Genomic DNA, 20,435 nt, shown 5'->3' with positions numbered 1-20,435 from the left:
AGGGACGAGAAGACAAAACGGAGAGGCGGCGGTGCAACGGGTGGGGTCAATAGGGGCCTCCCACCGAATGCCGAGCCACGAAATGCCCCGGCGCCACCTGGTGCAGCGGCGCCACTTGCGGCGCGTCGCCCACGGCGCGTATGGGGCTGGGAATCTCGTCGGCCATGAGTTCGCGCACGGCGCTGCGGCGGGCCGGGTCGGCAACCGGCACGGCGGCCAGCAGGCGCCGGGTGTAGGCGTGTTGCGGGTTCTCGAAAACGGCGCGGCGCGGGCCGATTTCCACGATCTGGCCCAGGTACATCACGGCCACGCGGTGGCTGATACGCTCGACCACCGCCATGTCGTGCGAGATGAACAGGAAGGCGACGCCGAATTCCTGCTGCAGGTCCAGCATCAGGTTGATGATCTGCGCGCGGATCGACACGTCCAGCGCCGACACCGCTTCGTCGGCGATCACCACCTTGGGGTTGAGCGCCAGTGCCCGCGCAATCGCCACGCGCTGGCGTTGCCCGCCGGAGAATTCGTGCGGATAGCGATGGGCCGCTTCGGCCGGCAAGCCCACCTTGCCCAGCAGCCAGCGCACGCGTTCCTGCGCCTCCTGGGGTGATGCGAGCTTGTGTATCAGCATGGGTTCCATGACCGAATAGCCGACCGTCAGCCGGGGGTCAAGCGATGCAAAGGGGTCCTGGAACACGAACTGGATATCACGGCGCAGCGCCTGCAGGGCCCGGCCCTTGAGCGCCGAGATGTCGCGCCCCGCGACCTCAACCTGCCCGCTGTTGAATTCCAGCAACCGCGCCAGCGAGCGGCCCGTGGTGGACTTTCCGCAACCTGATTCGCCCACCAGCGACAGCGTTTCACCGGCCTTGAGTTCGAAGCTGAGCTGCTCCACTGCATATACCTGCCGGCGCACGCGCCCGAGCAGGCCGCCCGCCAGCGGAAAACGCGTGACCAGGTCCTGCACCTTGAGGACAGGCGGCAAGTCATGGCGCACGGTGCTTGCGGCGCTGAAGGGTTGGCCGCCTTCGTCATCTTTGCGCTGCGGCGCACCCGGCACCGCAAAGCGCGCCGGCATGTCCTGCCCGTGCATAGCGCCCAGCCGGGGCACCGCTGCCAGCAGGGCCTGGGTGTAGGGTTGTTGCGGCCTGGCAAAGAGGCCGGCGCAGTCGCCTTCTTCGACCTTGTCGCCGCGGTACATCACGAGCAGGCGGTCGGCAATTTCGGCCACCACGCCCATGTCGTGGGTGATGAAGATCACCGCCATCGCCAGCTCACGCTGCAGCTGCTGGATCAGCGCGAGGATCTGCGCCTGGATGGTCACGTCCAGCGCCGTGGTGGGTTCGTCGGCGATCAGCAGCGTGGGCTTGCAGGCCAGCGCCATCGCAATCACCACGCGCTGGCGCATGCCGCCCGACAGCTGGTGCGGATGGCGTCCCAGCACGTTTTTGGCTTCCGGAATGCGAACCAGGTCAAGCATGCGCAGCGCTTCGGCCAGCGCTGCCTTGCGTGAAAGCCCCTGGTGCAGGCGTATCGATTCGGCGATCTGCTCGCCCACCGTGAACACCGGGTTGAGCGAGGTCATGGGCTCCTGGAACACCATGGCGAGGTCGGCGCCGCGCAGGCTGCGCATCTGCGATTGCGAGGCCTGCGCCAGGTCAAGGCGCTCGCCGTTGCGGCGCGTCAGCCACATGCTGCCGTTGCCCAGGCGGCCACCGCCTTGCTCCACCAGGCGCATGAGGGCTAGCGATGACACCGATTTGCCGGAGCCTGATTCACCCACGATGGCGAGCGTTTCCCCGGCGTCGACGTGAAAGCTGAGGCGCCGCACCGCATGCACGGTGCGCTGTTCGCTGGCAAAGCTCACGCTGAGGTCATTGACCTCGATCACGCGCTGGCGGCCGGCAGTGGGCGTGCCCTGTGCGCAGGGCACCGTACCGGCGCGCGTCATGTCATCCAGGAGTCCGGGCAAAGCAGTCATGCGGCGCTTTCGTCGGCTTCGCCTGCGTAAATGGCGCTCACCGGCGCTTCGCCCACGCGGGCCCAGCCGCGGTACATGCCTTCGGTGTTGAAGGGAAGGCTCAGGTTGCCCTGTGCATCGACGGCAATCAGGCCACCCCGCCCGCCTAGGGCCGGCAGCACGTTCATGACCACCTCCCGGGCTGCCGCATCCAGCGGCATGCCGGCATAAGCCATGCGCGCGCAGATGTCATAGGCCGCTGCGGCGCGTATGAACATTTCGCCCGAGCCGGTGCAGGAAATGGCGGCCGTGCGGTTGTCGGCATAGGTGCCGGCACCTATCAGGGGCGTGTCGCCCACCCGGCCGGCGCGTTTGTTGGTCATGCCGCCGGTGGAGGTGGCGGCGGCCAGGTTGCCAAGCGCATCCAGGGCCACGGCGCCCACAGTGCCGAATTTGCGGCCTTCGTCCAGGGGCGCAGCGCCGGCTGCGGGCGAGCGGAACACCAGCGCCGCACCGTCGTGATCCAGCACCGCTTTATCGGTGGCGAGCGCGCGCCGCAGCTGCTCGCGGCGTGCATCGGTAGAAAAATAATCGGGTGAAACCATCTCCAGCCCCTGCTCTTCGGCAAAGGCTTCGGCGCCGGCCGCAACCAGCAGCACATGCTCGCTGCACTCCATCACGGCACGCGCTGCGCGCACCGGTCGGCGTACACGGCCAACGCAGGCCACCGCACCGGCGCGCAAGGTAGCGCCGTCCATCACCGCAGCGTCCAGTTCATGGGTCTCGTCGTGGGTGAAGACAGCGCCATGCCCGGCATTGAAGAGCGGGCAGTCTTCGAGGAGCTCCACCGCGAGGCTGACCGCATCCAGTGCGCCGCCGCCGCCGGCCAGCAATTGCTGCGCGGGCCGCAGGATGCCCTGCAGGGCGGCGTGATAAGCCGCGTTTTGCTCTGCACTGATGTGGCTGCGGCTCATCGTGCCGGCGCCGCCGTGGATGGCAATAAGGGGAAGAGGCCTGGACAGTGTCACTTGGAAGCCTTTGGCAATTTCGGTGGGGTGCGGGCCTTGCGGAGGGCGGGCGCTGCAGCATCGGCATCAGGGCGCAGCCGTTCGGCATGGTTGCCGTGCAGCCAGGGCAGCACCGACTCGGCCAGTTGCGTTGCCGCCTTGAGCGAGCCTTTGGCGCTGTGGGCGACCGCGCTGCACAAAGCTTCGATCAAGGCCAGGACGGTGGCTTCGGAGTTCGCAAAATACTGGCTCTCGGTATGGGCGTACAGCGCGACGGTGGCCAGCGGCGCCAGCGGCGACGTTACGCGGTCCGTCAGCGCCAGCACCGGCACACCGGCATCGCGTGCGCGGCGCGCCAGCAAGATGGTGTCGCCGAAATAGCGCGGGTAGGCAATGGCGATCAGCAGGTCCTCGGGCTTGAGGCGCGCCAGCACGCGCGCGCCGTAGGACGAGCTCTCGATGCTGGCCAGGAGCTGGACGTTGTCGCAGTAAGGGTCCAGCGAGCGCTGCAGCAGCCCGCCCAGCCAGCTGCTGCTGCCAAAGCCGGCAATGTAAATGCGCCGTGCCTTCAGGATCGCCGCCACCGCCTGCTCGCAGCTCTGGGCATCCAGCGACTGCCGTGTCAGGTCGATGTTGTGCAGGCTTTGCGCCAGGGCGGATGAAAACACGTCGGCCACCGTGGCGGAATGCTCCAGCTTGTTGCGCAGCTTCTCCACCGGGGCCAGCGTGGCTTCGAAGCCCAGCACCAGCGCGGCGCGGAACTGCGGATAGCCGTCAAATTCCAGCGCCCGGGCGAACCGGTTGGCGGTGGCCACCGAAACCCCCAGCGTGGCGGCCAGCTCGTCGATGGGCATGGTGGCCGCTTGCAAAGGGTGGGCCAGCACATAGTCGGCCATTTGCCGGTGCGAGCGGGTCAGCGTTGGCAACAAACGCCCAATACGCTGTGCCATTGAAGGGTTGCCAGGGAATGTCGCCATCAGGATTGGAAGTAAAACTGGATGTATATAAATTTACAAAACAATTCATGATAACGAAATTTTTGATCATTTCAAATCAAATTCAGGCACTGTGATGCGTTGTAGGGGGGCGATGAGGGCCGTGTCGTGGCGCGGGGTTTCAGGCTTCGGCGCCGGAAGGCTGATGCGGTTCAGTACGTCATTGTTTAAGTCAATAGGGCTTGCGGCGCCCATGGGTCATGCGCAAGCAGCTATTAAAACAATAGCACTAAAGGGTGACTGTGAGTTGGGAAGCAGCGATGCGCCCGGGTGAGGGCCGCCACCGGGAGGGCCATCTGGGCTTGCGCTAGGACTTGAGCTTCTTGTAGGCGCGGCCCATTTCAGGGCCCTTGCTGGTGTCTTTCAACCCCCGCCGCAGATCGCGCCCTGCTTGTTCGACTTCGGCACTGGATTGCCCGCCCGTCATGTCAACGGACTGGTCGCGCTCGTGAGGCAGTCCCAGGCTGGCCTCGACGGAGGTGTCTTTGGGCGAACCCGCCTGCTCAGGACGTGAGCTCTGGACGCGCGGAGTTTTCGCCGGCATGCCCTTGCCCGAGACGGGTTGCTCCAGGGTGTTTTGCCGTGCGGCAGCGGATTTGGAAGATGTCATGGCACCTACTGTCGGCCCCGCCCCCCGGCAGGGCTGTCAGCCCGAAAAGGCAGCGTTTGTAGGAAACGGCCACCTTGCCTGCGCGAAGCCCGCGCGGCTCAAGCGGCCAGGAACGTCGCGGCTTGTGCCGTGGCGGCGGCATCGGCTTTGACGGCGTCGGGTGGCCCGCCTTTGCCCCACAGTTCGCCGCCGTAGTTCATGGCCATGAACTGCGCGCAGAGCCTGATTGAGTCCACCATGGGCTGCGCTTTGGCGCGGTCGCCGCTGGTGGTAATCAGCCACAAGGTTTTTTTCGCCATCTCGTCCTTGAAGGGCAGGCCGGGCACGCGCATCCAGGCGCTCCAGTGGTCGAGGTAAATCTTCAGCGGCGCCGGAATGCTGTACCAGTACACCGGGGCCACAAACACAATGTCGGTGGCGTCCATCGTGGCGTCCAGCAGCATCTTCATGTCGCCTTCCGGCATGGCGTACTGACCCGTGGTGTGGCGCTGATCGACAAACAGCGGCATCCGCATGCGGGACAGGTGATGCCAGGCCTGGGGCGTGCCGGCCGGCAGTGCGGCGGCGGCTTGCTGCGCCAGCCACTCGGTGTTGCCCAACGCACCGGGCTCGCGTGTGGAGGTGGCAAGAAAAAGAAATCGGGGGTTCGGATTCATGGCGGCCATGGTACTGGCTGATGCAGGCCTTTGCTTGTACAGGGTCTGGGTACCGCGTGCCAGAATAAAGCGATAAAACGCAGCCTCACTGGAGCCTTCCTCGCCATGATCCATATTCGCGACATCGACCACATCGTCCTTCGGGTCACAGATCTGCAGGGCATGCTGCGCTTTTACCAGCAGGTGCTGGGCTGCAGCCTGGAACGCCGGCAGGACGAAATCGGCCTGGTGCAACTGCGTGCCGGGCGTTCGCTGGTGGACCTGGTGCCGGTGGATGGCACGCTGGGCCGGGCCGGCGGCGCGGCTCCAGGCAAGGAGGGCCGCAACGTCGACCATGTCTGCTTTCGTGTCGAGCCCTTCGACGCGGAGGCCATTCGCCGCCACCTGGCGGCCCACGGCGTTGAGGCAGGCAAGGTGGAGTCGCGCTATGGCGCCGAGGGCGAAGGGCCTTCGATTTATCTCAACGACCCCGAAGGCAACACCGTGGAACTCAAGGGGCCGGCATGGCCCGAGAGCGCCAACCCTAAAACTGCCGCCAGCCCTGCCACGCCGTGAAGCATGCGCCGGCGATCAGCACGGCACCCACGGCGCGCGCCATGGCAACACTGGCGCCCGGCCGCTGCGCCAGCCATCGCCGGGTACCCGCGGCAGCCAGCGCCAGCGAACCGTATACGCCGCTTTGGGTAATGGCGATGATCAATCCAAGCGCCACAGCCTGAACCCAGAGCGAGCCGTATTCCAGCCGCAAAAACTGCGGAAAGATGGCCAGCATGAAAAGGTAGGCTTTCGGGTTGAGCAGGCAGGTGAGTGCGGCTTGCCGGAAGGTGCGCCACGGGGACGGCGGCTCGATGTCGGGCAAAGCGCCGAAAACAGACGTGCTGCGCATCAGTGACCACCCGATCCAGGCGATATACAGGCTGCCCGCCACCAGCATGACATTGACCATGCCCGGAACCAGTTGCAGCAGAATGCCCAGCCCCAGCGCGCCTGCCACGACGTGGCAAATACCGCCCGCCACAATGCCCGCGACGGCGAAGAGGCCGGCCCTGCGCCCGCCGGTCAATGAGCTGGCCATGACGAACGCCATGTCCATGCCGGGCAGGATGATGATGCCCAGCACCATGAGGAAAAACAGCCAGAGGTGTGCGAAGTGGTCCATCAATGAGCCTGTTTGTTTCTAGCGGTGTACCGCGTGGTAAGCGGGGCGTGACAGGCTCATCACCCAATTGGTTTCCCAGTGGCGGCCGCCGTCTTCCGAAAAGGCCTGTTCCCAGCGGGCGTGGGTAGGTGTGATGCCGGACCAGGTGAAGCGAACCCGCACGGGCCGGCCTTCATGGCTGTCGTTTCCCTCAAACCGGCCTACGCCGTCGGCAAACGAACCGGTCACCGGCGGCTGCAGCAGGCCGTTGTTGTGGCTGACCCAGTAAATGCTCCACAACCGCGTTTGCGGATTGAAAAACCGCAAGGCCATGCCGATGGTTTCCTTGTTTTCGGTGACAAGGTCGTTCATGTTGCCGAGCCCGCCCAGCAGCAGCGCGCCGTCCTGCACAGCTTCGAAACTTTCCCAGTCGGTACAGCCCTCCAGTCGCCGGCGCAGACGCTTGTTGCTGACCAGCCAGCGCCCGGTGATGAAATTGAAATCGTGACGCCCGTCGGCGAGCTCGGCAAGGTCCGGTGTATGAGTCAGGGTGGTGGTCATGGCTTGAAGTGCTTGTGGCACCGCAGTGGATATGTGAAAACCAGTCTAAAAAGGTAATAGGGCTGTTTCGGCCCTAATTAAGCGGTAGACTTTTCACCATGTATTCCCCCACCACGCGCGTGCTCACCGTCCTGGAACTGCTGCAGTCCCACGGCCGGCTGAGCGGTGCCGAGCTGGCGCGGCGGCTGCAGGTGGATGGCCGTACCCTGCGCCGCTACATCGCCAAGCTGGAAGACCTGGGCATCCCGGTGGTGGCTGAGCGTGGCCGCTACGGGTGCTACAGCCTGATCGCCGGCTTCAAGCTGCCGCCGATGATGTTCACCGACGACGAAGCGCTGGCCCTGTCGCTGGGCCTGCTTGCCGCGCGCGGCCTGGGGCTGGCTGAGGCAGCGCCTGCCGCGGAAAGCGCGCAGGCCAAGCTGGAACGCGTGATGCCGTACCAGCTGAAAAACCGCGTCCGTGCGCTTGGTGAAACCGTGACGCTGGACATGCGCCATGCGGTGGCCCCCGGCGACAACACGGCGTTGCTGGCCTTGAGCACCGCAGCGCATGGCTGGCAGCGTGTGCACATGGCGTACCGTTCAGCCGACGACGATGTCACCGAGCGAGACTTTGACGCCTACGGCCTGGCATTTCGCCGCGGCCGCTGGTACGTGGTGGGCTGGTGCCATCTGCGCGGGGCGCTGCGCTCATTCCGCCTGGACCGTGTGCAGGAAGTCCGGCCGCTCAATGTGGTGTTTACGCCGCCGGCAGATTTCAACGCCGCGCAGCATCTCGTCCTGGGGCTGGCCACCATGCCGCGCACAAACACCGTGCGCCTGTTGCTGCACACCGATTTGCAGACGGCGCAAATGGAACTCCCCGACAGCATTGGCGTGTTCCAGCCCAGTGACGAAGGCGTGCTGCTGCACAGCCAGACCGACCACATCCCGTGGTTCGCCAGACAGCTTTCGCGGTTGCCATTTGCTTTCGAAATCCAGGAGCCACCTGCGCTGCGCACCGCGCTGCGCGACCACGCACAACGCACGCTGGACCAGCATGCGGCCTGAACAGGCAGGTGCGGATCAGGCGGTTTCAGGTTCCAGGCTGCCGCGCGCTCGGGCCAGCCCATAAAAACCGAAATCCATGGCCGGAACCTCCCCGCAGATCAGCTCGGCCATGGCCTTGCCCGACCCGGCGCCGTGCGTCCAGCCCAGTGTGCCATGTCCGGCATTCACCCACAGGCGGCCGACTTTGGTCTTGCCGATGTAGGGAATGTTGGTGGGCGTGGCGGGACGCAGGCCGGTCCAGAAATTCGGCGTACCGCCCTGTTCTTCAAGGCGGGTGTCGCACACGCCCGGCAGCACTTCTTCGATGCGGTCGGCCAGCATTTTGCAGCGCGCCCTGGCCAGCGGTGTGTCCAGCGAAAGGTCGTAGCCGCCGACTTCGATGGTGCCGGCCACGCGCAAGTGATCGCCGAGGCGGCTCATGGCGCATTTGACCTCGTCGTCAATGGTGCTGACGAAGGGCGCAAGTTCCGGCTTGAGCAGCTTGAAGGTGGCGCTGTAGCCTTTGCCCGGATAGATCGGCAGGTCAACGCCCACCGAGCGCAACAGCGGCGCCGTGTACGAACCGCAAGCCACCACGATCTCGTCGGCCTTGAGTTTCATGACGGGACTCTCACTGCTGCCCGGCACGGTGCGTGCCCGGACGGCGACCGACTGGACCGCTCCACCGGACTTTTCCAGTCCTTCGATGTTGTGTTCGTAGAGAAAGCGTACGCCCTTGTCGGCGCAGCGCTGTGCCAGCGCCTGGGTGAAGACGCGCGCGTCGCCGCTTTCGTCGCTGGCGGTATAAGTGCCTCCCACGATGCGGTGCGCAAATGCCTTGAAGGCCGGCTCTATGCCCAGCAACTCGGCCGTGCTCACCACGCGGCGCGCCACGCCGTACTTCTGCATCAGCGCCGCCGCTTCACCGGCGGTATCGAACGACTTCTGGTCGGTGTAGTAGTGCGCGATGCCGCGCTCCAGCCGGTTGTATTCAATGCCGGTGGCCCTGACCACCTCCTTGAGCGCGATATGGCTGTAAGCGCCGAGGGCCACCAGCTGCTGCACGTTGCGCTCAAACGCGGCGTCGTTGCATTGCGACAGAAACTGCAGGCCCCAGCGCCATTGCTGCCAGCCATCGCCGAAGGGCAATTGCGGCCGGAACAGCAGGGGCGCATCGTTGCGAAACATCCATTTCAGGGCCTTCAGGGGGGCGTCCTTGTTGGCCCAGGGTTCGCAATAGCTGACCGAAATCTGTGCGGCATTGCCAAAACTGGTTTCCAGGGCGGCTCCGGGCTGCCGGTCCACCACAGTTACCTCATGGCCGCGCTCCAGCAGGTGCCAGGCAGTGCTGACGCCGATGATTCCCGCTCCCAAAACCACTACTTTCATACAAGCCCCTTTACAGCTTTCAAGTGTGAAGGATGTTGCTTTCAATTAATAGAAAAATTAAACTATCAGTGAAAACATCAGAACAACTAATACAAAGGAGGCTCTGCATGAGCACTTTTGATCCGGATGCGCTCGAATGCCTGGCAGCCATCGTGGAAGAGGGCGGCTTTGAGCGGGCGGCCCAGCGCCTGTCGATCACGCAGTCGGCGGTGTCGCAGCGCCTGCGTGCACTGGAGGCCCAGGTCGGCACCGTGCTGATCGTGCGCAGCAGGCCGCTCAAACCTACTTCAGCCGGCCAGCTGCTGCTGAAACACACCAAGATGCTGCGCCTGTTGCGTGCCGACCTTGAGCGCGACCTGAAAGAGCTGGCGCCCAGCTCGCTTGGTGGTGCGCGTGAGGAAGAGCGCATTTCCATCGCCATCAATGCCGACAGCATTGCCACTTGGGCCCTGCCGGCGCTGACCGACCTGGCGCAGCAGGGCCTGCCCATGGAGATCATCCATGACGACCAGAACTTCACCCACGAGTGGCTGCGTGAAGGCCAGGTGCTGGGCTGCGTCACCACGCTCAAGCAGGCGCTGCGCGGCTGCAAGGTGGAACCGCTGGGCGCGATGCAGTACATCGCGGTGGCCACGCCGGAGTTTGCGCAAAGGCGGCTTGGCCTGGGCGGGAAGCAGGATGCAGCCGCCCTGACGCAGTACAACTTTCGCGATGTGCCTTTTATCGCGTTCAACCGCAAAGACGAACTGCCGGTCGATTTCGTCGGCAAAGCTTTCGGGCTCAAGCGCGTCACCCTCAACCAGCTCTTTGTGCCGTCATCGGAAGGCATGGTCAGGGCGGTGCTGGCGGGCTGGGGCGTCAGCGTGGTGCCGCGCCTGCTGGCGCAAGGACTGATTGATACAGGCCAGCTCGTCAACGTGGCGTCCAGCTACACCTTGCCCATCCAGCTCTACTGGCATTGCTGGAACCTCGAGTCTGAAGTGCTGGACGCGCTCACCGCCGCACTCAAGCAGTCTGCAGCGCAGTCGCTGGTACTCTGATCACACGAGCGGTGCAGTGCGTGATGGCCGCGCATGACTGGCCGACGGGGACATCAGGGCGGCCGTACGGTGTCGCTGTTTCACTCGCTGACAAAGACAGGCAGGGGAGTAATCCCATTTACAAAAGGCAGCGGCTTCCGCACACTGTGACCTGATGCGCGCTTGGCGCTGCATTGCAGTGAAAGGCACGAGGTAACGAATGCTGGGATGGCTGGGGCTGCGTACCCGTCTGGTTTTGCTGGTGCTGCTCGCGCTGCTCCCGCTGTTCGGCTTGCTCGCGTATTACGCCGAACAAGGTCACCGGACTGCGCTGGAACATGCGCAGGTTGACCTGCAGGCCCAGGTCGCGCTGCTCGCCACACACCAGCAGCGCACGGTGGACAAGGTCCATGAGCTTCTCAACGGCCTGGCCAGTGCGCCTCATATCAAAAGCCGCGAGCCCGGACTGTGCGGGCAACAGCTTAAAAATATCCATCGGGAGCACCCCGAGTTCACCCATGTGGGCGTTGCTGCGCCGGACGGCCGGCTGGTCTGCAGCTCACTGGGCCTTCTTCCCGGCAGTATCCAGGAAGACGACCGGCCATTTTTCCTGCAAATCATGGCCGGGCAGCGTTTTGCCATCGGGACTTACGGCATTGGCCGCAGCAGTGGCCTGCCGAGCCTGATCTTCGCCATACCGGTCCACACCGATTCCGGCGCCATGGGCGGCGTGGCCTTTGCCTCCCTGGGCCTGAAGGCGCTCGCAGAACCCTTGACCACCGCGTCCATGATGCCGGGTGCAAGGCTGACGGTGCTTGACCGGGATGGCGTGGTTCTGGCTGTTTCCCCGCAGGCGCCTTCCTGGCTGGGCCGGCAGCACCCGGATTCCGCCGTACGCCAGGGAGTGCAAACTCGCCACTTGGGCGTACTGCATGCGCCTGATGCGCAGGGAAGCCAGCGGGTCTACGCTTTTGCGCCGGTTCCCGTCGAAGGCCGCGATGGGCTATTTGTGGCGGTCAGTGTCCCGCAGGAAATCATCGGCGCGGAAAGCCGCGACAACCTGCTTTCGGAGCTGGCGGCCTTGCTCGCCGTGGCCGTGGCAAGCGCAGCCTGTGCGTGGTGGATGGGCAACCGCCTGATCGTCAACCCGGCCAAGGCGATTCTGAAAGAAGCTAATGAGGTTGCAGAGGGCAATCTCGGGGCGCGTGTCAGGCTGGGTCCGTTGTACCAAGGGGAGCTTGGCGATATCGGGCAGACTTTCAATCGCATGGCCGGCTCGCTTCAGGCGCGGCAGGAAGAGCTTGATGCCGCGCTCAGCCGTGTGGACAAGGAGCGCTCCCTGCTCGACCTCATTCTCAACAGCATGAGTGAGGGTGTAATCGCAGCGGACACCGAAGGCCGCTTCCTGGTGTTCAACGCGACGGCCCGCAAGCTCTTCAATGCGGCTACACCGGGCCCTGGCATGCGGGTCGAGGAATGGCGGCGCAGCCATGAGCTACTGATGCTTGACGGCAAAACCCACTTGCCGGAAGCTGAACGGCCGCTGACACGCGCTGCCCGCGGCGTCAGTACCGACAACTGGGACCTGCTATTTCGCAGGCCCGGCGCCGAAGACCGGGTGCTCCGCATGAGCACCCGGCCCTTACGCGGTGACGACGGCACGCTGGTGGGTGGCGTCGCGGTGTTCAACGACATCACCAAAGCCAAGGCCGCCGAAGAATTCGCGAAGGCACAGGAACAGGTGCTGGCACTGATTGCCGGGAGCGCGCCCCTGCAGCGCTCGCTCGAAGCCGTGGTGCAATTAATTGAGACGAGTTCCCCGGACAGCCTGTGCTCGATCCTGCTGCTGGATGGCCAGCACCTGCGCCTGGGTGCAGCGCCCAGCCTGCCGGACAGCTACAACCAGGCCATTGAAGGCCTGCCGGTTGGTGAAGGGGTGGGCGCCTGCGGTACCGCGGCGTTTCGCAACGAGATGGTCGTGGTGGAAGACACCCGGCTGGATCCGTTGATGAAAGACTATCGCGAACTCCTGGCCACGCACAACCTGCGCGCCTGTTGGTCGCATCCCGTGGTGTCTACCACTGGCGAGCCGCTGGCGACGTTTGCCATCTACCACCGCTATCCGTGTGCCCCCCAGGCGCACGACCTGGAGCTGATCGCCACCGCGGCGCGGCTGGCCGGCATTGCGCTGGTACGTGCCCGCGCCGAGGCGGCGCTGGTCAGCAGCGAAGCGCGCTTTCGTGAGCTTGCAGAAAACATCAACGACGTTTTTTACAACGTGGATCCCCGCTCGGGCCAGCTTCTCTATATCAGCCCCGGCTATGAGAAGGTGTGGGGGCGCAGCCGCGAGAGCCTGTATGCCAACCCCCTGTCATATGCCGACGCGGCGCTGCCGGAGGATCAGCCTTTGCTGAAGCTCGCCAGGAAGCGCAACCGAACCGGCGAATCCTCCGACATCGAATACCGCATCCTGTCCACGGACGGCAAGCTCCGGTGGATACACGACCACTCCTATCCGGTGCTCGATGCGTCGGGCGTGCTCGAACGTGTGGTGGGCACCGCGCGCGACATTACCGACCGCAAGCTTGCCGACCTGGCGCTCGCAAACACCAACCGGGCCCTGCAGATGCTGAGCCAGTCCAGCATCGCCATCAACCGGATCGAAGACGAGGAGGCCCTGTTGGCCGAGGTCTGCCGTGTCGCCGTCGACGTGGGCAGCTACCGCATGGCATGGGTCGGGTATGCGCAGAACGACGAAGCGCGCACCATACAGCCCATGGTGCACGCCGGTAACGAGGGTGGCTACCTGACGGTGATCCGCTTGACCTGGCGCGATGACCAGGTCACGGGCCAGGGCCCCGCGGGCCAGGCCATTCGCACGGGGCTGCCCCAGCAAAGTGGCGACATCGGTCAGGCTGAAAATCACTTCTACTGGCATGCCGACGCGATGAAGCGAGGCTACCGGAGCGCGGTCTGCCTGCCCTTGCGCGAAGGGGGCCGCAGTTTTGGTGTGCTGTGCCTTTATTCGGCCGAAGCGCAGCACTTCACCCCTGAAGAAATCAAGCTTCTGCAGGAGCTTGCCGACAACCTGGCATTCGGCATCGTCAGCTTGAGAGAACGGCTGGAGCGCCAGCGCAGCCAGGAGGCGGCGCGCCAGGCCGCAGTCAAACTGCGCGAACAGGCCTCGCTGCTGGACAGGGCCCAGGATGCCATCATGGTCCGCAACCTGGACCGGACCATACGTTTCTGGAACAAGAGTGCCGAACGCCTTTACGGCTGGACGGCCGAAGAAGTGCTGGGAAAATCGATGGAAGAGTTCATGTACGAGGATCCCCAGGTGCTTGTGGACGCCATGGCCCGCACGCTGGCCAATGAAGGGGACTGGACCGGTGAACTGGAGCAGCACGCCAGAGATGGTTCAACGGTGGCCATCGAAGCACGCTGGACGGTGGTGCGCGACGAAGAAGGCAAGGTCAACGGGGTGCTCGGCATCAACACCGATATCCGAGAACGCCGGCGTGCGCGTGAAGAAATTTTGCGGCTCAACGCCAGCCTGGAAGAGCGCGTGCAGCAGCGCACCGCGCAGCTCGAATTTGCCAACAAACAACTGGAAGCGTTTTCCTATTCCGTGTCCCATGACCTGCGCAGCCCGCTGAGTGCCATCGACGGATTCAGCGACCTGTTGCAGCGTGCCATGAACAAGTCCGACAGCACACCGCTGTCGGAGCGCAGCCGGCATTACCTGGCGCGCATACGGGCCGGGGTGGGGCAAATGGGGGAGTTGATCGATGCGATGTTGACGCTGGCACAGGTGTCGCGCTCAAGCCTGCGCTGGGAGCCGGTCGACCTCAGCGCGCTGGTCCAGGGCATCCTTGATGGCTACCGTGAACGCGAGCCCGAAAGGCCGGTGGATCTCCATGTTGAAGCGGGTTTGACGGGGCAGGGTGACCCGCGCCTGCTCATGCAGTTGCTGGACAACCTGCTGGGCAACGCCTGGAAATTCAGCGCCAACCAGGAGCGCACCGAAATCACCTTCGGCCATGAGATCGGGGAAGACGGAGAGACGGTTTATTTTGTCCAGGACAAGGGCGCCGGCTTTGACATGGCCTATGCGGAGAAGCTGTTTGGCGCGTTCCAGCGCCTGCATTCGCTGTCGGAGTTCGCCGGCACCGGCATTGGGCTGGCCACGGTGCACCGCATCGTGGCACGGCATGGCGGGAAGGTCTGGGCCCAGTCAGCACTGGGGCAGGGCGCCACGTTCTATTTCACGTTGGGTGAGAGGACTTTGTAGTACCCCCGTCCAGGCTCACTGCGTGTAGCCTGTTCCCCCCTCAAGGGGGCGGCGCCTGGGGCCGGCGAAGCCGGGCCCTCGGCCCCCATTGGTGAAATACCTCCATCACTGGCCGTATTCACCGAATCTTCAAGCCAGCATGAGCCGCGGAACCGGCTTTGCCGGGCCGCAGGCGGGCGGCCCCCTCGGGGGGCAGGGAGCTACACGAAGTGAGCGACCGTGGGGGCTAGTCTAGAAACTCTGCGAGCGCAGAGTTTCGCGCAGCGTCTGCGCTTTATCTGCGTCGAACTGACCTTCAACCCGCGCCAGCACTTCACCCTGGCGGTTGACCACCACGGCGTAGACCTGGTCCGTGCCGTTGAGGCCGGCCGCGCGCACAAAACTGGCCCGGTCGGTGAACACCGGCACCAGCCTGGCGCGCTCGGTGTCGGCCGTGTAGTGCTTGAGCAACCTGTTTTCGACGGCGCTGCGCCCCGTCGGTGTGCCGGGGTCATTGACGATCGGCATGCGCATCCACGCGATGGACGAGTCGTTACGCAGGTTCAGCCCCTGGATCCAGCTCTCGGCCTGGACGTGCTGGCCGCGCTGGAAGGTGATCAGTGCAAGGGTGCGGTCAGAGGGCAAGCCATCCGGTACGTTGACCGGCTGGCGCAGCAGTGTTTGCGCCATGAAGGCCGGCATGTGCCCCATCACGCTGGCCTCATTGGGCGACGCGAACGCAAACGCAAACGCAAGGCCGACGGCAACCAGCCAGGCGCCAAGATAGGACACGTTGCTTTTCATGGTGCTCTCCCCAATGCGGGTGCGGTACAGGAAGTCCTGCATGAACCCTTCATGCAAGATACATGCAAGCCGAACAGTGCGCAAACCAACAATTGGAACAAAGTGTTATCACCTTCGTGCTGACCCTTGGGTTCCGCGTTGCCGGTCGTGGTTGGGTTACGCGATGCGCAGGAAGTTCAAAAAAATGCCGCCGCCGTGTGCGCTGCGGCGCTACGACTTTAGTCACCAGCGGCACGTCGGCACCACGCACATAAGAGGACGACTGAGTGCTTGAGTGCTATTGGCCGACGCGGATCAGCAAGTCGGGTAAAAACCCGTCCTGTTCATGCTTGCGTGCATAACCCAGCGGGTTCGCCACTACGCGGCAGCCGCGGCTGATGTAATTAATTACGCAATGCAGATGCCCATGCAGCCACAGGTCGGCCAGCGGCAGCAGGTCATCCAGCGCATTACAAAAGCCCGCTGTACCCGGCACCAGGCCATAGCGCGGGTCGGCGCTCAGCAAGCTGGGGGCGAAATGCGTCACGGCCACGGTAGGCCCTTCAAAGGGTACGGCCAGTGCCTGCCGCAACCAGGCCTGGCTTTTGAGGCCCTCTTCGCGCACATCGGCCGCCAGCAGTGGCTGGCCATCGCGAAAGGAATGGTTTTTTTGGAGGTAAAAGTTGGCGGCGCGGAATGCTTTTTCGCGAGCTTTCAATTGCTCGCCCGGCGTAATGTCCGATGCCTGGGCCTGGCCTGCGCTCAGGGCGTCAAAGTCGGTCCACAGCGTGCTGCCCACAAAACGCACACCCTGCAGCACCACGGTTTCACGCTCAAGCCAGACCATGCCCAGGCGCTCGCAGGTTTCGCGCAGCCGCACATGGGTTTCATCAAAGTCCAGGCCGTCGTATTCGTGGTTGCCCGGGACAAACAGCACCGGCGTCGGCCAGCCGGCGCCGCCGCGCTCTGCCGGCAACGGTGAAAACCGCGCCAGGCCAAAGTCGCCGATATTCAATTCGTCCAGCAACGAGCCCTTCTGGTAGGAGCCGATGTCGCCCGCCAGCACCAGCAGGTCGGCACCGGGCACGGGCTGCGCTGTGAAGTGGGGATTGGATTCAAGGTGCAGATCGGAAAGGAGCTGGATGTTCACCCGCCCATTGTGCGGGAAGATGTTTCGATCTCTTCCTTGCTGGAGTTTTAGCTTGCGCGACCTTGCGCCCATGCGCTAGATTGCGCATGGCATCAGCAGATGAACCGGAGCCGCTTGTGAAGCAGATCGAAAACGCAGCCGTCGCGCAGACCTTCGCGGCCTACCCACCGGCGCTGCGGCGCAAGCTGCTGGCCCTGCGCACGCTGATCCTGGACACGGCATCGGCCACACCCGGCGTGGGCGAGCTGGAGGAAACCCTCAAGTGGGGCGAGCCGGCCTACCTCACGTCAGTCAGCAAAAGCGGCAGCACCGTCCGCCTGGGGCCGGTCAAGTCCAGCCCGTCGCAGTACGCCCTGTACTTCAATTGCAACACCACGCTGGTGGACACCTTCCGCACCTTGTTTCCGGGCGAGCTGCGTTATGAGGGCAACCGGGCCATCGTGCTCGATGCGGCCGATCCACTGCCGCGGGATGCCTTGTCGTTCTGCATTCAGGCGGCGCTGACCTACCACCGGAAAAAAGGCCCCTGAAACGGCAAAACCGCCGGCGCCGGGCGGGGTGCGTCAGGCCAGCGGCGCCAGCAGGCGCACGGTGAATGTCGTGCCCTGTCCGGGCCGGCTGGTGACTTCAATCTGCCCCTGGTGCAGGTCAACGCATTCCTTCACGATGTGCAGGCCGATGCCGGTGCCGGAAATATTGCCGACATTGGTGCCGCGGTGAAAGCTGCCGAAAAGCCGCGGCAGGTCGGCTTCCGGGATGCCGATGCCGTGGTCGGTGATGCGCAGGTGAATCTGGTCGCCCACGCCGCGAACGGCAAACTGCACCGGCGTGTCCGGGTCCGAATATTTCAGTGCATTGCCCAGCAGGTTGACCACGATGTGCCGCAGCAACTGCTGGTCCGCCGTGCGCGGCGCGTCCAGGCCGTCGCAGGTCAGCGACACGCGCGCGGCCTGCGGGTTGCCGCGCTCAAGCTCACCCATCACCTGAACCAGCCAGTCGGGCACTGCCAGCGGTGCGGCTTCGAACTGGAACTTGCCCAGCTCCAGGCGGCTGGTCAGCAGCACCTGCTCGACCATGCTGTTCATGCGGGCCACCGCCGTCTTGATCTGCCCCAGCAGCTCCCGGCGTTCGCTGGCCGGAAAGCTGGCGCCGTAGGCGTCCAGCAGCTCCACGGACGACAGGATGGCGGCCAGCGGTGTGCGGAACTCGTGCGATGTCACGGCGACAAACCGTGACTTCAGCTCCGACAGCTCGCGCTCGTGCGCCAGCGCCTTGCGCATGTCTTCCTCTGCCTGGCGCTTGCGCGTGACATCGGTCAGGAAGTTGAGCGTGGCGGGCGCGCCCTGCCATTCAAACATCACCGCGCTGATCTCCAGCCAGCGTATGGCGCTGCGGCTGTGTTGCACGCGAAACTGGTAGTAGTTCTCCACCGGCTCGCCGCGCAGGCGCTTCATGTGGTTGCTCAGCACCTTCTCGCGGTCGTCGGGGTGGATGAATTCGATGAAGGGCCGGGACTTGGCGGTTTCCTCGTCCAGCGAGGTCAGCTCCAGCGCCTTGGGGTTGGCATACAGGATGCGCCCGGCCGCCGTGACAAGAATGCCCTCGCTGACGTTTTCCACCACCGCGCGGTACTTGGCCTCGGAGTCGTTGCGCCGGCCGATCTCCACACGCAGCTGCTTGGAGGTGTCGAGCTGCCAGGTGATGTTGTTGGCCAGGTGGATGACGCGCAGCAACTGCCCCGAAGGGCTGTGCATGGGCAGTGCGCGCTGGCTCAGCCGGGCGTTGCCGCCCTGCGGCCGTATGACCCTGTACTCTTCGCTGCGCTTCAGGGGGCTGGTCTGCAGGCTCAGCACCCGCTCGCGGTCTATCGGGTCCACATGCTCCAGCCATTGCCAGGGCCGGTCTGCCAGGGTGTCGGCCGACAGGCCCCAGAACGCCTCGAACGCCGGGTTGGTATAGGTGATGCGGCCGGTTTGCGGGTCCCAGGACCAGAGCATGGCGTCAATATTCGAGGCGATCTGCCGCAGCAGCGCCAGCGCCCCGTCCGGCGATGAAGCAGGGGTCTCAGCCGTGGGCAGGGAAGAGGAGGGATTTTGGGGATGGGCCACAGCCCAAGCATAGCCGCCGGCTCCGTGAAATTTTTCCCGGAAATCACGTAGAAATCACCCGCATGTGTCGCCGCGGGGCATCACATGCATTTTTTGCATGGGTTTGGGCCTCGGTTAGGCTTGAAACCCTAGGGAAAACCCTTATTCTTCATTCACCGCAACTTTTTCACCCCATGAAGGTGACCCTGACATGTACAGCCTGATTTCCCAGATCGCCCGTTTCCTGCCCGCCGCAACCCGCGTGGCCCCTGTAAACGGTGTGGCCCACAACCTGATGGAACGCGCCGAAGCACGCGCCGGCCGCAATCCGCTGCAGGCCCAGGAACTGCGCAGCGCCGCCTACGCTTACCTCAGCGTGGTTCGCTGAGCCCCCACGCTTCCCCACTTCGAGCCTGCGGCGCGCTGCCCCTTTTCTCTCGTACGGGGCTGCCCGCCTTGCGGCTGGCAAAGCCAGACCGCGGCTTCAGCTGGTAAAGACGGGGTCTTGCTCGGGGCGGATGCGGTCAGAGCTTAACCCCTGCTCCTTTGACGGCGGGCGACAGTACGGCTACCTGCTCCTTGACGAAGCCGGTGAACGCCGCCGGGCTCATGGGCTGGGTGGTGATGCCCAGCTCCAGCATCTTCTTTTTGATCTCTGCCGTTGCCAGTATTTCGTTGCAGGCGCTGCTCAGCCGTGCCACGACGTCGGCCGGCATGTGCGCCGGGCCGCTCAGGCCAAAGAAGTTGTCCAGAACCAGCTTGCGGTAGCCAAACTCCACCACGCTGGGCACATCCGGCACCAGCGGTGAGCGGCTGGCCGACGTCACGGCCAGCGGCACCAGCTGCCCGCTTTTGAAGTAAGGCACAAACGCCGTCAGCACGTCGATGCCCACGGGGATCACGCCCCCGATCAGGTCTGTCGTCATGGGCGCACCGCCGCGGTACGGGATGTGCACCAGGTTCACGCCCATGGACTTTTTCATCAGCTCGCCGTAGATGTGGCCGATCGAAGCCGGGCCGCCCGAGCCGAAGTCGAGCCGGCCCGCCTTGCGGGCCTGCGCTTCCACATCGGTAATCGTCTTGATGGGCGCGTGCGGGTTGGCCATCACCACGCAGGGCGCATTGCCGATCAGCGCGATGTGGGTGAAGCCTTCCACCGGGTCATAGGGCTGCTTTTCCAGCGCGAACGGGCCGATGGAAACCGGTGTCGAGTTGCTCAGCATCAGCGTGTAGCCGTCCGCCGGCGCCTGCGCCACCACCAGGCCTCCCACGCTGCCGCCCGCGCCCGGCCGGTTGTCGACCACCACCGCCTGCCCCAGCTTTTTGCCCAGCTGCTCGGCCATCACCCGCGCGACGATGTCGCTGGCGCCGCCGGCCGGAAAGGTCACCACGATCTTGATCGGCTTGTCCGGCCAGGCAGCCAGGGCCGGCAGCGCCATGGACGCGGCGCCGCTGGCGAGGATCTTCAGCGCGGTGCGGCGCGCAAGTGGGTGGGAGGGCGTTGGGGTGTGTGGGTGGTCTGGCATGCGCGGCTCCTGCGTACAGTTTGTGTGCAAAAGTGTGTGCAAAAACCATGCCCCTCGCCGCGAGCCGCTTGAATGGGGTTGCCCGTGGGCGTTCGGCGTCGGCGAGATGCTACTGAATTAATAGCGGCTAGCGCCTGTTCTCATTGGATTGCAGCCCGATTGAGTGGGTAAAAAGCGATTCAGGGGGCTTTTTATCCTCCAGCCTGCCCCTGGGGTGCCGCAAAAGCCTTGGCGACGCCGGAAACCCCGAGAAAACCAC

At 64.5% G+C, this 20,435-nt stretch carries 18 protein-coding genes; 6 read left to right on the top strand and 12 right to left on the bottom strand.

Annotated features, from left to right (window positions below):
- Positions 1-46: 46 nt before the first annotated feature.
- From AC1DVV_RS20355 to AC1DVV_RS20335, 5 genes are all read right to left on the bottom strand, one after another.
- On the bottom strand, positions 47-1,948 hold the full coding sequence (locus tag AC1DVV_RS20355; protein ID WP_477701576.1) for a dipeptide ABC transporter ATP-binding protein: 1,902 nt from the start codon (positions 1,946-1,948) through the stop codon (positions 47-49).
- 26 nt (positions 1,949-1,974) lie between these two features.
- Positions 1,975-2,985: an isoaspartyl peptidase/L-asparaginase family protein gene (locus tag AC1DVV_RS20350; RefSeq protein WP_457281792.1), complete on the bottom strand. Its 1,011-nt coding sequence runs from the start codon at positions 2,983-2,985 to the stop codon at positions 1,975-1,977.
- On the bottom strand, positions 2,982-3,941 hold the full coding sequence (locus AC1DVV_RS20345) for a MurR/RpiR family transcriptional regulator (protein ID WP_457281791.1): 960 nt from the start codon (positions 3,939-3,941) through the stop codon (positions 2,982-2,984). Before AC1DVV_RS20345 ends, AC1DVV_RS20350 begins: the two co-directional genes overlap by 4 nt.
- A 325-nt stretch (positions 3,942-4,266) precedes the next feature.
- Positions 4,267-4,569, bottom strand: coding sequence for a hypothetical protein (locus AC1DVV_RS20340; protein ID WP_457281790.1), 303 nt, complete (start codon positions 4,567-4,569; stop codon positions 4,267-4,269).
- A gap of 98 nt (positions 4,570-4,667) precedes the next feature.
- Positions 4,668-5,234: a flavodoxin family protein gene (locus AC1DVV_RS20335; protein ID WP_457281789.1), complete on the bottom strand. Its 567-nt coding sequence runs from the start codon at positions 5,232-5,234 to the stop codon at positions 4,668-4,670.
- Positions 5,235-5,330: 96 nt separating this feature from the next.
- Between AC1DVV_RS20335 and AC1DVV_RS20330 the strand changes: the two genes are divergently transcribed.
- Positions 5,331-5,780: a VOC family protein gene (locus tag AC1DVV_RS20330; RefSeq protein WP_477701559.1), complete on the top strand. Its 450-nt coding sequence runs from the start codon at positions 5,331-5,333 to the stop codon at positions 5,778-5,780.
- Here AC1DVV_RS20330 and AC1DVV_RS20325 read toward each other — a convergent pair.
- Positions 5,749-6,384, bottom strand: a complete 636-nt coding sequence (locus AC1DVV_RS20325; protein ID WP_457281787.1) for a LysE family translocator — start codon at positions 6,382-6,384, stop codon at positions 5,749-5,751. The genes AC1DVV_RS20330 and AC1DVV_RS20325 overlap by 32 nt on opposite strands.
- An 18-nt stretch (positions 6,385-6,402) precedes the next feature.
- Positions 6,403-6,924 carry a hypothetical protein gene (locus AC1DVV_RS20320; RefSeq protein WP_457281786.1) on the bottom strand — a complete coding sequence of 174 codons (522 nt, stop codon included), beginning with the start codon at positions 6,922-6,924 and terminating at the stop codon, positions 6,403-6,405.
- 98 nt (positions 6,925-7,022) lie between these two features.
- Between AC1DVV_RS20320 and AC1DVV_RS20315 the strand changes: the two genes are divergently transcribed.
- Positions 7,023-7,973 (top strand): helix-turn-helix transcriptional regulator, encoded by a 951-nt coding sequence (locus AC1DVV_RS20315; protein ID WP_477670328.1) that lies wholly within the window; start codon positions 7,023-7,025, stop codon positions 7,971-7,973.
- A 15-nt stretch (positions 7,974-7,988) separates the two neighbouring features.
- Here AC1DVV_RS20315 and AC1DVV_RS20310 read toward each other — a convergent pair whose 3' ends face one another.
- Positions 7,989-9,341 (bottom strand): D-amino acid dehydrogenase, encoded by a 1,353-nt coding sequence (locus AC1DVV_RS20310; RefSeq protein WP_457281784.1) that lies wholly within the window; start codon positions 9,339-9,341, stop codon positions 7,989-7,991.
- 107 nt (positions 9,342-9,448) lie between these two features.
- Here AC1DVV_RS20310 and AC1DVV_RS20305 point away from each other — a divergent pair, with 107 nt between their 5' ends.
- Together AC1DVV_RS20305 and AC1DVV_RS20300 are read left to right on the top strand one after the other, a co-directional pair.
- Positions 9,449-10,381, top strand: a complete 933-nt coding sequence (locus AC1DVV_RS20305) for a LysR family transcriptional regulator ArgP (protein WP_477689686.1) — start codon at positions 9,449-9,451, stop codon at positions 10,379-10,381.
- A gap of 199 nt (positions 10,382-10,580) precedes the next feature.
- The gene (locus AC1DVV_RS20300) at positions 10,581-14,651 is read left to right on the top strand and encodes a PAS domain S-box protein (protein WP_477701558.1); all 4,071 of its coding nucleotides are present in this window, start codon (positions 10,581-10,583) and stop codon (positions 14,649-14,651) included.
- 231 nt (positions 14,652-14,882) lie between these two features.
- Here AC1DVV_RS20300 and AC1DVV_RS20295 read toward each other — a convergent pair whose 3' ends face one another.
- Positions 14,883-15,434: a hypothetical protein gene (locus AC1DVV_RS20295; protein WP_457281781.1), complete on the bottom strand. Its 552-nt coding sequence runs from the start codon at positions 15,432-15,434 to the stop codon at positions 14,883-14,885.
- 277 nt (positions 15,435-15,711) lie between these two features.
- Positions 15,712-16,563, bottom strand: coding sequence for a metallophosphoesterase (locus AC1DVV_RS20290; protein ID WP_457281780.1), 852 nt, complete (start codon positions 16,561-16,563; stop codon positions 15,712-15,714).
- Between the two features lie 86 nt (positions 16,564-16,649).
- Here AC1DVV_RS20290 and AC1DVV_RS20285 point away from each other — a divergent pair, with 86 nt between their 5' ends.
- A complete protein-coding gene (locus AC1DVV_RS20285; protein ID WP_477707244.1) occupies positions 16,650-17,093 on the top strand; it encodes a DUF1801 domain-containing protein in 444 nt (147 codons plus the stop codon).
- Positions 17,094-17,126: 33 nt separating this feature from the next.
- On the opposite strand, the gene AC1DVV_RS20280 is transcribed toward AC1DVV_RS20285, so the two are convergent.
- Positions 17,127-18,671, bottom strand: coding sequence for a sensor histidine kinase (locus AC1DVV_RS20280; protein WP_457281778.1), 1,545 nt, complete (start codon positions 18,669-18,671; stop codon positions 17,127-17,129).
- A gap of 190 nt (positions 18,672-18,861) precedes the next feature.
- On the opposite strand from AC1DVV_RS20280, the gene AC1DVV_RS20275 reads away from it, so the two are divergent.
- Positions 18,862-19,038 (top strand): hypothetical protein, encoded by a 177-nt coding sequence (locus tag AC1DVV_RS20275; RefSeq protein ID WP_431099058.1) that lies wholly within the window; start codon positions 18,862-18,864, stop codon positions 19,036-19,038.
- Between the two features lie 136 nt (positions 19,039-19,174).
- On the opposite strand, the gene AC1DVV_RS20270 is transcribed toward AC1DVV_RS20275, so the two are convergent.
- Positions 19,175-20,176 (bottom strand): Bug family tripartite tricarboxylate transporter substrate binding protein, encoded by a 1,002-nt coding sequence (locus tag AC1DVV_RS20270; RefSeq protein WP_457281777.1) that lies wholly within the window; start codon positions 20,174-20,176, stop codon positions 19,175-19,177.
- Positions 20,177-20,435 lie beyond the last annotated feature (259 nt).

The organism is Polaromonas sp. P3_B4, from assembly GCF_056402835.1.
Note: the sequence above shows the minus strand (reverse complement) of the source record. Positions and strands in the feature narration are given on the sequence as shown.